Genomic DNA, 14,335 nt, shown 5'->3' with positions numbered 1-14,335 from the left:
TGTATGAGCACTTTAGGATATGCTCATACATCAACTCCCCTTGAGGATGAAACAGAAATTTCCGGAATCGTTACCGATGTTAACGGTGAACCTTTGGCGGGTGTTAACATCCGTGTGGAGGGTAGAGTAATTGGTACTGCCACCCAGCCGGATGGAACTTTTAGTCTTACTGTTCAACAAGATCCGCCTTTTACACTATTGGTTTCTATTGTTGGATTTAAAGCCAAACGGGTAGAAATTACGGAATCAGTTGTGGAGGACCTTGAGATCGTATTAGAGGAGGAGTTGATTTCAGGAGGAGATTTTGTTGTTTCGGCATCGAGGGTTGAAGAAAGTATTTTGAAGTCACCTGTATCCATTGAAAAGATGGATGTGTTAGATATTCAAACTGCTGCTTCCCCTTCTTTTTATGATGCTATTTCTAACCTTCAGGGTGTAGATTTCAGTACACAAAGCTTAACTTTTAAGTCGATAAATACTCGTGGATTTGGAGCTAATGGGAACACCCGATTTGTACAATTAATAGATGGTATTGATAATCAGGCTCCGGGTTTGAATTTTTCTGTTGGTAACATTGTGGGAATCTCGGAACTGGATCTTGAAAGTGTAGAATTAATTCCTGGTTCAGCTTCAGCACTGTATGGTCCAAATGCTCTAAATGGTATTTTGTTGATGAACAGTAAAAGTCCTTTTGATTATCAAGGACTTTCATTTAGCATCAAGCAAGGCGTAAACCATATTGACAGCGAAGTTGAAGACCCCTCACTCTACCAAAGTTATGACTTCCGTTACGGAAATTCGGTCAACAATAAATTTGCTTACAAAGTAACAGCATCATATCTGAGAGCTCAGGATTTTGTAGCACAGGATTACAGGGACCAAAGCGGAATTGTTGAGCGGGGTGATTATCCAAGAGGAGATCGCCGTGTTTTTAATGGAGTAAATATTTATGGTGATGATATCCTTACCATAGGTGGCATCGCTGATGGTGTAATATCTGCTGGTCAGCGGCCGGGAGCTACTCCGGAAGAACAGGCTCAGGCTGCTCAGATATCGGCAATTCGAAGCTTGTTACCGGATGGTGCCGCAGGTGCTTTTTCTGCCCCGGGTTTCAGAGAGTCAGAATTTGTTGATAATACTACAGAGAGTTTAAAACTGGGAACTGCTCTTCATTACCGTATCAATGATAATTACGAAGTTCTTGGGCAATATAATATCGGATTTGGGAGCACAGTTTATACAGCAAACGATCGCTTTGTGCTAGATGATTTCAATATCTGGACTGCTAAACTCGAGCTCCGAAATCCTAACTTCTTCCTGAGGGCTTACACTACGCAGGAAGATGCCGGTAATACCTATGCAGCTAATACAGTTGCTACAAGGGTTAATCAAAAGGCCTATATCACTCCTTATTTTCAGGCTTTTGCAAATGCACGAACACAAGGAGCTACAATTGAAGAAGCTCATCAGCAGGCTGATCAGGTTGCTACAGCCAACCAACAACAGTATTTGCCGGGTACCGATGGATTCGAAAATGAAGTGGATCGTTTGAGAGCTCTTTCTCTGGCTGATGGTGGGGCATTATTTCTTGATAAATCTGACCTTTACCATGCTGAAGGTATGTATAACTTCTCAAATATAATCGACCCCTCAACGGTTGAGTTAATAGCAGGGGCCAATTATAGATTATATGATTTGAATTCTGAAGGAACACTTTTTGCTTATGAAGATGTAACGAATCAAGAGGAATTTAACATCAATGAATGGGGAGCCTATGTACAGGCTAGTAAGAGTCTTTTAGAGGATCAGATTAATCTTCAAGGATCTATTCGTTACGATAAAAATGAATATTTTGACGGACAGTTTTCCCCTCGGGCTTCCGCTACTTTTACGATCGCGGATCAGCATAATATCCGAGCTTCTTATCAAACCGGTTTCCGGGTACCAACTACGCAAGATCAATTTATAAATCTTGATGTAGTAAGCCGGTTGCTGATCGGAAGTAATCAAACTTTGGTAGATCGTTACAGATTTGAGACTAATACAGTATACACTGCTCAGAGCGTGCAGGAAGCGCAACAAATAGCAGCATCCGGAGGGTCTGCAGCTCAAGCACGCGCCGCTTTGGAAGCCGTAGCTTTTGAAGAGTTCGATACGGAGAAGATCCAAACCTATGAAGTAGGGTATAAAGCCTTTCTTTGGGATAAATTAATGGTGGATGCTTACTACTATTACAGTTCCTACAGAGATTTTATCGCAGAAATCCAATTTGTACAAGGTGTGCCAAATGGACTGACCAACGACCCGGGCTCATTCGATGCTGACAGTGATGCCGGAAAAGATGCGATCATTAATGGAGGTGTTCTTACTCAAGAATATGGTTTTGACGTGAATGCAGATGGGAATGTAAATTCACACGGATGGGGCCTTAATCTTGAATATTCACTTCCAAAGGGCTTTTTGATTGGAGGTAATGTGACTTACAATAAACTGCTCGATCAAGATGACTTAATAGCACAAGGATTTCGTGCCAGTTACAACACTCCGGAATGGAGATATAATGTGAAACTGGAAAATAGAAGTATCATAGAAAATCTCGGTTTCAATGCTACCTATAGATGGCAAGATGCCATGTTATGGGAATCTTCATTTGGATCAGCTGTAGTACCTGCTTTTGGGACTTTGGATGCCCAGTTTAGCTACAAACTGTCTAATTACAATACAATCTTGAAAGTTGGTGGAAGTAACGTATTGAATGAGCGATACACAACTTCTTTCGGTAATCCTAAGATGGGGGCGATCTATTACTTCTCTATCACATTCGATCAATTCCTGAACTAATTTAAAAAGAGATTTTATTATGAAACGCTTAAAAAAACTATCAAAACTACTTTTATTAACAGCCGTGGTTTTCACGGGTTGTGAAGGACAGGAACAATCATTGATTGATGATCGTCTTGCGAATAATCCATTACCAGAACCACCTTCGGCTAATTATACTGCAGGTGAAGCTGATCTGAGTAATTATGTGGCCATTGGTAACTCTCTTACGGCTGGCTATATGGATGCGGCACTTTATGACGCGGGGCAGCAAAATTCTATTGCAGCTTTAATGAATTCTCAATTTGAAGTGGTTGGCGGAACCGACAGTTTCAATCAACCAGACATTAACTCTGAAAATGGCTTCAATACCGCTGTTGAAAATCCAAACTCCCAATTAGGAGTATTGGGTAGGTTTAAACTGGATACAAACATTCCCGGACCATCACCGGTAATAAATGGGGATCCGATTTCACCCTATTCCGGGACTACCGCTGATTTGAATAACTTTGGAGTACCGGGTATACAAGTAGGCCAATTATTGACTCCAGCTACAGGTGGACCGAATTCTCCTCAAAACCCGGCTTATAGTCCATTTTATGCACGTTTTGCAAGTAACCCAAGTCAAGATGGACAAACCGGATCCACAATCTTACAAGATGCAATCAGTGCAGAACCTACCTTCTTTTCTTTGTGGATCGGTAATAACGATGTATTAGGTTATACCATCAGCGGAGCAACCAACGATGCCATCTTTACTTCCACAGCTGATTATCAAACTCGGTTCAGCGCTGTGATCAACAGCTTAATGCAAGTTCCTGATCTGAAAGGTGTCGTACTTGATATTCCGCCAATATTGGCGATACCATACTTCAGAGCCGTTTCTTACGATCAAATTTTTTTGGATGAACAAACAGCTGGGGCCTTGAACCAGGGATTTGCAGGTTTCAATGCTGCTTTGGATGCAATTGTAGCTAATTTGGGGCATGATGCTGATGATGCAGCCATGCGAAAAGTAAACTATGAAGCCGGTGCAAATCCAATTCTTATCATTGATGATAATCTTGAAGACCTAGGTCCAAAATTTGACCAATTGGAACAAGCAGGTGCTATTACTGCTCAGCAACGTGCCGCATTGGTACCCTATGAGCAAGCACGACCTATGATGGGAGATACGCAGGTTGGAGATGAGTTGGTACTACTTTCTGCAGGTTCTGTTTTAGGAACTTTAGCTGATCCTAACAATCCTCAGTCTCAGATCGGTGTTGTTGTTCCCCTGGGTGACGAGTACACACTTACAGTTGATGAGATTGTTGAAATTGAAACCCGTCGTCAAACACTCAATGGAATCATGCAACAAATAGTACAGGGAGCCAATGCTAATTCAACCCGAATAGCTTTTCATAGTACAAATGCTGCAACCGGTACTTTTGCTGACCTATTTGGGTTAAGTGATGGAGTACTTGGTGTTAGGGTATCTGGAACTTCATTAGCTCCCGATTTTAGTCCTAATGGTGTTTTTTCCACAGATGGGATTCACCCTAATCAAAGGGGTAATGCATTGTTAGTAAATGATGTCTTAGAAACTATTGAAAGTACTTTTGGAGCTTCGCTTCCTGAACTTAATGTCTTGAATCTACCAAGTGTTCAGGTTTGTGCAGGGGATTGCGTGAGTCAGCAGGGAGGAAGCTGAAAGTCAAAGCACTGATAATTAAAAACTAAATCTTAACCCTGCATAACTAACAGTATGCAGGGTTTTTTTATGTCAGGTACCAAAGGTTTTGTCAGAAAAAAGTAACTTTGTCATTTCGGTTGGTTCAGCAAACTGATGGCATGCTATTTGCTTCAACCAATGCGAAACAGACGAAAATCTTAATACCCACACAAAGCTTACATGAGTAAAGAACGTATTCAGGAAGAAGAAGCAAAAACTCAGCAACAGGCTGATGTTAAAGAGAAATCATCTGCTGAGCAGGATGTTACACAGGAAGAAATAGAAAAAGAAGCTGAAAAGGACGAAAGAGACCTCAAGATACAAGAACTCGAACAAGAACTGACTTCTACTAAAGACAGCTTGTTGAGAAAAGCTGCGGAACTGGAAAATGTTCGCAAAAGAGTTAAAAGAGAGCGAGTGCAGTTGTTTGAGGAAGCCAAAGCAGGTGCTTTGGAAGATTTCATGCCCATTGCAGACGATCTCATTAGAACCCTGAAAGCCGCTGAGGAATCCAAGATCGAAAATAGCTTTCTTGAAGGGGTGCAACTGGTGGCCGAAAAATTCAAAAGTGTTCTTGAAAAGCACGGAGTTCAGCGCATCGATGAGACCGGTGTTCCTTTTGATGTTAACCTCCATGATGCCATGATGAAACAACCGGCTCCGGATGAGGAAACCGGCAGCGATGTGGTGTTGCAAGTGCTGGAAAGTGGCTACAAGATCGGAAACAGGACAATCCGACATGCAAAAGTAATTGTAAGCGAGTAAACCAAATTTATGTCTACTAAAAGAGATTATTACGAAATACTGGGCGTTGATAAAGGCGCTTCGGAAGCGGAAATAAAAAAAGCCTATCGCAAGAAGGCGATGAAGTTTCATCCCGACCGTAACAAGGGAGATGCCGATGCGGAAAAGAAATTCAAGGAAGCTTCTGAGGCGTATGAAGTCCTCAAAGATAAAGATAAACGGGCCCGGTACGATCAGTTTGGCCATCAGGGAGTAAATGGTCAGGGTGGCTTTGGCGGTGGAGCCGGTGTCGACTTCGACAACATGGGCTTTGAAGATATTTTTAGCCGTTTTGGTGATATCTTTGGGTCTGGATTTTTTGGTGAAGAAGCTTTTGGCGGAGGGCGGCGAGGACGTTCCCGAAGGAGCAGAGAACCGGGGCAGCCCGGCTCGGATATGAAGATCCGCATGCCGTTAACCCTGGAAGAGATCGCATTTGGAGCAGAGAAAAAACTCAAGATCAAAAAACAGATAAAGTGCGATAAGTGCGGTGGTACCGGAGCTGAAACAAATTCCGATTTTGAAACTTGCTCTACTTGTAATGGAATGGGGGAAGTCCGCCAGGTTACTCGTACTATGCTTGGACAGATGGTAAATGTGCAGGCCTGTCCTACTTGTAATGGCGATGGCCGCATCATCAAGAATAAATGCACCAAGTGTAACGGAGAAGGCCGGGTAAAAGGCGAAGAAACCATTAAGGTTAATATTCCATCGGGTGTTTCCAATGGAAATTACATCACCCTCAGAGGGCAAGGTAATGCCGGTCGTCGCGGAGGTTCTGCAGGCGATTTAATTGTTCTGATCGAAGAAAAAGAGCACGAACATTTTCAGCGTGATGGGAATAATATCTACTACAACCTGACGCTAAGTCTCCCTGATGCTATTCTTGGAACCGAAGTTCAGGTTCCTACTCTGAAAGGCAAAGCCAAGCTTAAAATTGACCCGGGAACCCAACCCGGCAAAATGCTAAGAATGCGTGGCAGGGGAATCAAAGGATTAAATAATACAGGTGAAGGCGATCAATACGTTCGGTTAAATGTGTATATACCTGAGAACCTGTCGGACTCTGAGAAAAAGGCAATTGAATCACTTAAAGGCTCAGAAAATTTTGATGCCTCCAATGCTGATGACAACGCGAAGAATTTCTTCTCCCGCATGAAAGATATGTTTGGATAGGAGTGTGAGTGATTAAGTGAAAAGTGATGAAGTATTTTTATTAAAATATTTTAAGGAATTAGTTTTTCGTAGCTCTTACTATAACAAAAAGAAGAGCTATGATTTATACAGAATGGGAAGAACAAGTTCACCCTGATCTTAAGAATGATATTTTATAGAGAATCGAAGCATAACGCCTTTCTTTGTATTTGGCTGATTTGTGCTGGTTTGATACCCAGCAAATAATTCAAAGCAAATATTTTTCTATGGCCGACCAGTTAATTAGATCAAGTGGATCTATAAGTGCTAATATTTCGGAGGGTTATTCCAGAATCTCTAATAAAGAGAAAGCCCGATTTTATGAAATTGCTTTTGGTTCTGCTCCAGAAGCAAGAGGATGGTATTTCAAGAGCCGACATATTCTAACTCCTGAGTTAGCCTCAAAAAGAATTTACTTGATCACAAAAATCATAAAACTCTTATTGAATATGATTTCTGATAGAAGAACAGCCCATAAAGTTTAAAAACTCACTTCATCACTCATCACTTTATCACTTAATCATTCTGCCAAAACCGCCGTACCGCTAACAGAAACCATCAGCATACTTCCGTTGGCACCGATGGTTTCGTAATCAATGTCGATGGCTACAATGGCATTTGCGCCTACACTGTTGGCTTTCATCTCCATTTCTTCAAAAGCCAATTTACGGGCTGATTGTAATTCCTTTTCATAAGCCCCGGAACGCCCTCCAACGATGTCACGAATGCCTGCAAAAAAATCCCGAAAGATATTTGCCCCAAGAATCGCTTCTCCGGTCACAATACCTTTATAAGTTTTGATGGTTTTGTGATCGATGGTATTTGTAGTGGTCATGATCATAATAAAAACTCCGTTGATTGAAAGTTGCGTGTTCGTACTGAATTCACACCAAAAAGTTACCCAATAAAAAAGCCTTTCCCGAAATGAGAAAGGCTTGAGTAAAAAAGAAATAAGCGTACGTTTAATTACGAGGCTTTGCTTCGTTTACTTTAACAGGACGTCCATCAATTTCTGCCCCATCCAATTGTTCAATGGCAGCTTCTGCTTCCGCTTTGTTATCCATTTCTACAAAACCGAATCCTTTAGAACGCCCCGAATTACGGTCAGTAATTACTTTTGCTGAACTTACAGAACCGTAAGCCTCAAAAACTTCTCTAAGTTGATCACTGGAAACGCCATAACTCAGGTTTCCGATATAAATGTTCATAATGTCTAAGTGTGTTTAAAATTGAAATTGGAAAAATGATCATCACAAGTTAGATCGTGATTCCAACTTCAAAAGTACGCTATTTTGTGAATTTCACAAAGCTTATGTGAACATTAAGTACAACTAATGCAGGAAGCAAAAGTCGTATTCTATTTTAAATTGTCTGTCTTCTTCATTGATTCTTCAGCCATCTCCCGATGATAGGCCTCCAGCTTTTCAGCCAACGATTCATCATTCATTCCCAACATTCGAATGGCCAGCAATCCGGCATTTTTTGCCTTTCCGATAGCAACGGTAGCCACCGGAATACCATTGGGCATCTGTACGATAGAGTAAAGGCTGTCCACGCCACCCAGGGCAGTAGTTTTTACCGGAACACCAATAACCGGCAGGGTAGTGTGACTTGCCAACATTCCCGGAAGATGTGCAGCGCCGCCGGCTCCGGCTATAATGGCTTTGATCCCACGTTCCCGGGCTTCTTTCCCGTAATTGGCCATTACATCCGGCGTGCGGTGAGCAGAAACGACCCTTTTTTCATAAGGCACTCCAAAATGATCTAAAATATCAGCAGCTTCTTTCATGGTGGGCCAGTCACTATCGCTGCCCATTACCACTCCTACAATCGGTGTACTCATTGTGCTTTTTGCTTTAATTTAATTTTCGGTAAGATAGAATTCAGAACTCAGAATTCAGAATTTCAAATCTCAATCTTACGAGTCACATGTAGTGCTTTTTTATAGGTTTCTTCAAGATTGTCTCCAAGTAAGGTATAATGCGCCATTTTTCGGCCTACTTTACTGTCGATCTTGCCATACACGTGCAGATGCCCGTCTTCGGTTTTAAGCGCCTCTGTGATATGATCCGTTTCAGCCGGACGTTGATGTGTGCCTAGCAAATTGATCATGGCAACGGCCGGTTTGTTTAATTGGGTTGAACCGAGAGGAAGTCCCAGCACAGCCCGAACATGGTTTTCGAATTGAGAAGCCACGGTCCCTTCAATAGTGTAATGACCGGAGTTGTGCGGTCGTGGAGCCGATTCATTCAACAAAACTTCGCCATTTTTGGTAAGGAAGAATTCAAAGGCAAAAATCCCTTTCCCATCAATGGCCTCCGTGGCTTTTAGCGCTAATTCCTGAGCTCTTTTTTGAAACCGTTCTTCTACTGGAGCCGGAGATAAAACAGCTACACAGATATGATTTTCCTGCACCGTCTCGCAACAAGGATACACCACATGACCGGTTTCGTTCCGGGCGACCTGAACGGCAATTTCATTGGTGAAATCTACGAAAGCTTCCGCTACAATATCCCGGCCTTTATTGCCACCCAAATTATCAAAAGCCTCCTTAGCAGACTTCAGATCTTTAACCGTTTCATTGCCATAACCATCATACCCGCCCTTGGAAGATTTGAGTAGAAAAGGCCAGCCATGTTCTTCTCCAAATGCTTCGATATCACTTTCACTTTTCACTAATCTATAGGGAGTAACGGGAATTCCGGCATTCTCAAAAGTTTGTTTTTCAATCAGTTTATTCTCGATCAGAGAAAAGCTGTCTGGAGATGGAAAAATGGGCGTGCCACTTTTTTCCTGCACTTCTTTGAGGATGTCGGAGCTGATGAATTCATTTTCCAGGGTGATAACATCGCAATCTTTGGCAAAAGCCACCATATCATCCACCGATTCAAATGATCCGGAAGTAGAAAAAGGGGTCATAAATTGCATGGGCTCATTCTCGGTTCGATCCGAGAAAACGGCTACTTGAATTCCAAAACGAAAAGCTTGAAGGGAACTCATGCGTGCCAGCTGACCGGCGCCTAAAAATCCAAGTTTGAGGTTTGCCGGGAGGGAGGTACGGGACATAAATTTTAATTTTTTGTTTTTCCGTTACTGCTTATCAAAGGTACAACTGATTTAAAACAAATGTTTCTGCTTTAGCAATTACTGCATATCTATGCATTGAAATGCTTTAGGAAAATTGTTATTAAAGAAATATCAAAAATATATGCTCGGCTTGGGGTATAAGCTGGGGTAATATCTAATTGGGTTTTCGGACCCGCTAACTTAATACATAATAAAATGAAAGCTAAAGTTACATATTCGCTTTACGTACTTGCTATGTCTTTTTTTGTGGTAATAATGGGAACTAGCCATGTATTTGCCCAAAATTCAGAAATGGTACTACAAAACGAAAGCAACATTGAAACAATGATTGATAAAATGGGGGCAGAAAAGTTCCTGAAAGTAGCAAGGGATGATGCATCCTTCTTGAAAAATTTAAAGCTTAGGACAGAAGGAATGCGTGGAATGGACTTGGAAACCAGGTTCATGTTGTCGATAGCTGAAAATGAGTCAAAAATCGCTCAACGAAAAAAAATGCGCAAGGTAGTGAATGAAAAATGGCTGGAATCGTCCATGTGGTATGATGTGTGGGAGGAAAGCGGAACATTGGAGGATGCCGTATTATCTGAAAGGGCATACTATATGTACTCTGAGGATGAAGATGGAAATATTACTCAGAATGAGGTAGCGCAATATGTAGATGGAGACTGGATGCCCGGCTATGTGAGTTCGTTCAATTTAGCATCTGATACCTCATATTATTCATATAAAGATTACTATGATTATGCATCTACCGGCTGGCAAGATATTTATGAGAGTGAGTATTGGATCGATGAAATGGGGAATCTTACCAGTGCTGCCTACTACGAAATGTACACTACCGAATATGGTGAGGTGGAATCGGAAAACTATCGGTCAAATTATAGCTACGATGAAAGTGGATACCGGTCCTCGATAGTTGATCAATACAGAGAAGGTGACATATGGTATAATGAATGGAAAGGAGAATACAATTATGATGCGGAAGGAGCTTGGTTAGGTTCATCCTACTTCAATTGGCAGAATGGAGCCTGGGAAGTATATCGTGAAATAACCAACGCCTATACCGAGGAAGGCTTTTGGGATGAGCAATTAGTCGAAGATTATGATACAGAAACCGGTGATCTGGCCTACAAATTTAAATATGATATAGATTCTACAGATGTAAACGGAAATATTTTAGTAGAGAACTACCATAATTGGGATTTTGAGAATGAAGTTTGGTTTGAGGCATCATTTAGATGGCTCTATACCTATGATGAGAATGGGTATCAAACTGAAAGCATCTTTCAATATTATGATTTTGATTTAGGTGAGTGGGTCAATTCTGGAAGAACAACCTGGGCGGCTAATACTGAAGGGTATATGCTATCCAGTTACAACTATTATTGGGATAGTAATACTCAAGAATGGATTCCTACAAGCGGTTATGAGTACGAGTATGATGAAAATAATTATCGTACCAAGGATGTCAGTAAATATTACTATGAAGGAGTATTGGATTACAGCAATACCACAGAGTATGAGTATGATGCAGATGGATACAGAACCAAGGTGACTTACTCTTATTCTTATGGAGAGACGACCTATTTCGATGGATATGAGCAATATAATTACACCACCGAAAAGCCTGAAAGTACCCCATTTATCAATATCAGTTCTCTTGGGGACCGACCAAATGACCAAGGTGGTTATATTGAAATAGCCTTGGATGGACTTCTTGTTGGAAGTACCGATATCAATACCAAATATTGGTTAGTCTGGGTGAAAAATGGAGAGAATTGGGAAAACATTCATCGCTCCGAATATTTTGAAGGAGCCGGCTCAACCGCAACAGTACCGGTGTATGATACCAAACCCTCGGATGAGGAACCTGGTGCTGATAATTCCTTTCAATTTATGGTAACCATTCATGGTGCCGGTGGGGCTATTTTGGGAGCTACTCCTTCTATGATGGGCTACGCTGAAGATAACATTGCGCCAGCAAAAGTTAATTCTGTAAATCTGAATAGCAACAATGTTGAAAATACCATGACCTTTACCTGGGATGCAGTTAATGCCCCGGATGTAGATGGTTATCATGTGTACTTATTGGAAGATGGTGAATATAACCTGGAAAACTCGTTAGGCTTTACCAATTCGACAAATATTGAGATCAACAGACCGGCAGAACAGGGGAGCTATGAATACGTGGTAATAGCCGTAGATGAGAACCGAAACTTTGGTTTAGCTTCGGATCCGGTAGTGGCTTCATTTACTACCTCAAATGAACTCGAAGAACTACCCGTTGAATTTAAGCTGGCCCAAAATTATCCAAATCCGTTTAACCCAAGCACGAATATTTCCTATTCACTGCCGGAAGCCGCAGAGGTCAAACTCAGTGTGTATGATATGTTGGGAAGGGAAGTTGCTACGATTGTCAATAGCAGGAAGCAAGCCGGTAATCATACGGCAAGGTTTGATGCCGGAAGCCTCTCCTCCGGGATCTACATCTACCGGATCTCAGCCGGAAGTTTCTCCCAAACACGACAAATGATGCTAATTAAATAAGAAAAGCCAAATTTAGCTTTGGAAAGCCGGTTCAAGAAATTGAATCGGCTTTTTTTATGAGGGAAACTAATCACTCTATCCCATGATGAATACCTATCTGTCATAGCACACACTGCTTTTTTGAGAATATCCACTTGTAGCAGCTTAAGCTTAAGTTGAATAGATATATCCTAAAAAAACTACCTTTTTATGCAGTTTTAGTAAATATAAAAAGATATATGTTGTTCATGCTGTAATTATTAGGGCAAAAAACTATTATCAACAAAAGAAATTAGATATGAAGCAAACAATACTATTCATCAAATCACTTGTTCTCATAGTGATATTGTCAAGCACATTAACAGAAGTTTTAGCACAGGTCAGTTACGAAATCGACGATTTCGAGACCGAGCAAATGGGTTTTACCAATTATTTAGAATATGCTTCCTACAATGCAGCAGCTTCAGGTGATATCAACGGGGACGGATTGGAAGATCTTATATTTGCTTCCGGGCCCTCTATGTTTGTCGTTTTTGGAGATGCAGACCGGGAAGATACCGAGCTGAGAACATCATCTTTTGGTTCAGACTTCGATGGTACCATAGGATTTCGTATCCGGGGATTCACAAGCCAGCAGGCAGAAGATGGTGTAGCCCTGGCCACGGGAGATTTTAATGATGACGGGTTCGACGATATCGTAATCGGACTCGCAGGAGGCGGCTCCTTAGATACAGGCAGCATTACCATCATTCATGGAACAGATGAACCTTTTGAGGCAGAGTTAAATGTAACCGAAATGAGCAATGAGCAGGGATTTACCGTAGAAGGAGCCAATAACTCTAACCGGCTTGGAATGGATGTAGATGTTGCGGATGTAAACGGGGATGAGATTGATGATTTGCTGTTTTTGAATAATGGCGGAGAACTGTTAATTGGAGTTTATGGAAGTACTGAAGGTATTCAGAGTACTGATATCTCAGAAAATTTAGAGTTCTCTGCAGACTATGAGACGGTATTCCGAATTGAGGCAGATTATCCCAGCATAAGTACAAACCGCAAGATCGCAACCGGTGATTTTAACGGAGATGGCTTGGTAGATTTTGCAATGACGGATCCTGCTAATAGTTCTGACCGAGGAATGGTGGTTCTCATTTACGGGATGGATGAATTTCCTGCTGAGGATGTAGATGTATTTTCTTTAGAGGAAGGGCAAGTAAAGTTCATTAATGCCCGAGGCAATGAAGAAGCCATGGGTTTTGCCATAGAAACTGCCGATATGAACAACGACGGTATGGATGACCTCATTGTTGGAGCTCCATTTAGTGATATAAATGATGACGGTGCTTCAGGAGATGCTAACGGTTTGATTTACGTTTTCCCGGGAATGGAAGTGGATTCCGTACTACAGGTTGATACCGATACATTGTCTTCTATTAGCGGAATTACAACGATTACCATTAGTGATGAAGATTTTCAAACCCATGAAATTGGAAGAACGCTTGCTACCGGTGATGTGAATAACGATGGTGTTGCAGACCTGCTCATTGGTTCAGGCAGTGATGATGGCAGAAGAACGGGAAACACCTATCTGATATTTGGGGCTCAGGATAATCTTGAAGCAGAAATCACTTTGCTCGAGCTTACGGAAGAACAAGGCTTCACCATTTATGGCGAAAGAGATCAATTCGAGAATGCAAGTGGTATTGGTGGGAGATTGGTTTATATGGCAGATTTAAATGGTGATGATTCTGCGGATATGATTGTTGGCGGTAACATTTTTGGTGAGCGGGAATATTTATACGTGATCGATAACCTTGATGGGGTTCCGGTTTCGAATGAACGAGTGACTAAGAGGGTAACAGACTTTAGATTAAAACAAAATTATCCAAATCCGTTTAACCCAAGTACGAATATTTCCTATGCACTGCCGGAAGCAGCTGAAGTAAGGTTAAGTGTGTATGACCTATTGGGAAGGGAAGTTGCCACGATTGTAAACAGCAGGAAACAAGCCGGAAATCATACGGCGAGGTTTGATGCCGGCAATCTCTCCTCCGGAATCTATATCTACAGGATCTCTGCTGGAAGTTTCTCCCAAACACGACGGATGATGCTGATCAAATAAAGAAAAGAAAATAAAACGAACTGTATTAAAGCCGATTCAAGTACTTGAATCGGCTTTTTTTCTGATATGATTCATAAAAGTAGACAAAT

At 41.5% G+C, this 14,335-nt stretch carries 11 protein-coding genes; 7 read left to right on the top strand and 4 right to left on the bottom strand.

What is annotated here, in order from left to right; genetic code table 11:
* Positions 1 to 3 precede the first annotated feature (3 nt).
* The 5 genes from B151_RS0108775 to B151_RS20440 all read left to right on the top strand — a co-directional run bounded on the left by B151_RS0108775 (position 4) and on the right by B151_RS20440 (position 6,996).
* Complete coding sequence (locus tag B151_RS0108775; RefSeq protein ID WP_020403254.1) at positions 4 to 2,841, top strand: TonB-dependent receptor; 2,838 nt, start codon at positions 4 to 6, stop codon at positions 2,839 to 2,841.
* 19 nt (positions 2,842 to 2,860) lie between these two features.
* Positions 2,861 to 4,513 carry an SGNH/GDSL hydrolase family protein gene (locus tag B151_RS0108770; RefSeq protein ID WP_020403253.1) on the top strand — a complete coding sequence of 551 codons (1,653 nt, stop codon included), beginning with the start codon at positions 2,861 to 2,863 and terminating at the stop codon, positions 4,511 to 4,513.
* A 201-nt stretch (positions 4,514 to 4,714) separates the two neighbouring features.
* On the top strand, positions 4,715 to 5,299 hold the full coding sequence (locus tag B151_RS0108765) for a nucleotide exchange factor GrpE (protein ID WP_020403252.1): 585 nt from the start codon (positions 4,715 to 4,717) through the stop codon (positions 5,297 to 5,299).
* Between the two features lie 9 nt (positions 5,300 to 5,308).
* Entirely contained in the window at positions 5,309 to 6,493 is a 1,185-nt protein-coding gene (gene dnaJ, locus B151_RS0108760; protein WP_020403251.1) for a molecular chaperone DnaJ, read from the top strand.
* Positions 6,494 to 6,738: 245 nt separating this feature from the next.
* The gene (locus tag B151_RS20440; protein WP_425402408.1) at positions 6,739 to 6,996 is read left to right on the top strand and encodes a four helix bundle protein; all 258 of its coding nucleotides are present in this window, start codon (positions 6,739 to 6,741) and stop codon (positions 6,994 to 6,996) included.
* 35 nt (positions 6,997 to 7,031) lie between these two features.
* Here B151_RS20440 and B151_RS0108750 read toward each other — a convergent pair whose 3' ends face one another.
* The 4 genes from B151_RS0108750 to B151_RS0108735 all read right to left on the bottom strand — a co-directional run bounded on the left by B151_RS0108750 (position 7,032) and on the right by B151_RS0108735 (position 9,577).
* Complete coding sequence (locus B151_RS0108750; RefSeq protein ID WP_020403249.1) at positions 7,032 to 7,352, bottom strand: heavy metal-binding domain-containing protein; 321 nt, start codon at positions 7,350 to 7,352, stop codon at positions 7,032 to 7,034.
* 121 nt (positions 7,353 to 7,473) lie between these two features.
* Positions 7,474 to 7,719 (bottom strand): RNA recognition motif domain-containing protein, encoded by a 246-nt coding sequence (locus B151_RS0108745; protein WP_020403248.1) that lies wholly within the window; start codon positions 7,717 to 7,719, stop codon positions 7,474 to 7,476.
* Between the two features lie 149 nt (positions 7,720 to 7,868).
* Positions 7,869 to 8,354, bottom strand: a complete 486-nt coding sequence (gene purE / locus B151_RS0108740) for a 5-(carboxyamino)imidazole ribonucleotide mutase (protein ID WP_020403247.1) — start codon at positions 8,352 to 8,354, stop codon at positions 7,869 to 7,871.
* A 62-nt stretch (positions 8,355 to 8,416) separates the two neighbouring features.
* Positions 8,417 to 9,577, bottom strand: a complete 1,161-nt coding sequence (locus tag B151_RS0108735; RefSeq protein WP_020403246.1) for a 5-(carboxyamino)imidazole ribonucleotide synthase — start codon at positions 9,575 to 9,577, stop codon at positions 8,417 to 8,419.
* Positions 9,578 to 9,793: 216 nt separating this feature from the next.
* Between B151_RS0108735 and B151_RS19520 the strand changes: the two genes are divergently transcribed.
* Together B151_RS19520 and B151_RS0108725 are read left to right on the top strand one after the other, a co-directional pair.
* Positions 9,794 to 12,145 (top strand): T9SS type A sorting domain-containing protein, encoded by a 2,352-nt coding sequence (locus B151_RS19520; RefSeq protein WP_020403245.1) that lies wholly within the window; start codon positions 9,794 to 9,796, stop codon positions 12,143 to 12,145.
* A gap of 277 nt (positions 12,146 to 12,422) precedes the next feature.
* Positions 12,423 to 14,246: a T9SS type A sorting domain-containing protein gene (locus B151_RS0108725; RefSeq protein WP_020403244.1), complete on the top strand. Its 1,824-nt coding sequence runs from the start codon at positions 12,423 to 12,425 to the stop codon at positions 14,244 to 14,246.
* The last annotated feature ends 89 nt before the right edge of the window (positions 14,247 to 14,335 follow it).

Origin of the sequence: Gracilimonas tropica DSM 19535, assembly GCF_000375425.1 — a bacterium.
Classification (GTDB): domain Bacteria; phylum Bacteroidota; class Rhodothermia; order Balneolales; family Balneolaceae; genus Gracilimonas; species Gracilimonas tropica.
This window is presented reverse-complemented; position numbering and strand designations above follow the sequence as displayed.

What these genes read in the sequence shown, in the direction of transcription:
- B151_RS0108775 (WP_020403254.1), top strand. Translation starts at nt 4, where the DNA reads ATGAGCACTTTAGGATATGCTCATACATCAACTCCCCTTGAGGATGAA.
- B151_RS0108770 (WP_020403253.1), top strand. Translation starts at nt 2,861, where the DNA reads ATGAAACGCTTAAAAAAACTATCAAAACTACTTTTATTAACAGCCGTG.
- B151_RS0108765 (WP_020403252.1), top strand. Translation starts at nt 4,715, where the DNA reads ATGAGTAAAGAACGTATTCAGGAAGAAGAAGCAAAAACTCAGCAACAG.
- dnaJ (WP_020403251.1), top strand. Translation starts at nt 5,309, where the DNA reads ATGTCTACTAAAAGAGATTATTACGAAATACTGGGCGTTGATAAAGGC.
- B151_RS20440 (WP_425402408.1), top strand. Translation starts at nt 6,739, where the DNA reads ATGGCCGACCAGTTAATTAGATCAAGTGGATCTATAAGTGCTAATATT.
- B151_RS0108750 (WP_020403249.1), bottom strand. Translation starts at nt 7,352, where the DNA reads ATGATCATGACCACTACAAATACCATCGATCACAAAACCATCAAAACT.
- B151_RS0108745 (WP_020403248.1), bottom strand. Translation starts at nt 7,719, where the DNA reads ATGAACATTTATATCGGAAACCTGAGTTATGGCGTTTCCAGTGATCAA.
- purE (WP_020403247.1), bottom strand. Translation starts at nt 8,354, where the DNA reads ATGAGTACACCGATTGTAGGAGTGGTAATGGGCAGCGATAGTGACTGG.
- B151_RS0108735 (WP_020403246.1), bottom strand. Translation starts at nt 9,577, where the DNA reads ATGTCCCGTACCTCCCTCCCGGCAAACCTCAAACTTGGATTTTTAGGC.
- B151_RS19520 (WP_020403245.1), top strand. Translation starts at nt 9,794, where the DNA reads ATGAAAGCTAAAGTTACATATTCGCTTTACGTACTTGCTATGTCTTTT.
- B151_RS0108725 (WP_020403244.1), top strand. Translation starts at nt 12,423, where the DNA reads ATGAAGCAAACAATACTATTCATCAAATCACTTGTTCTCATAGTGATA.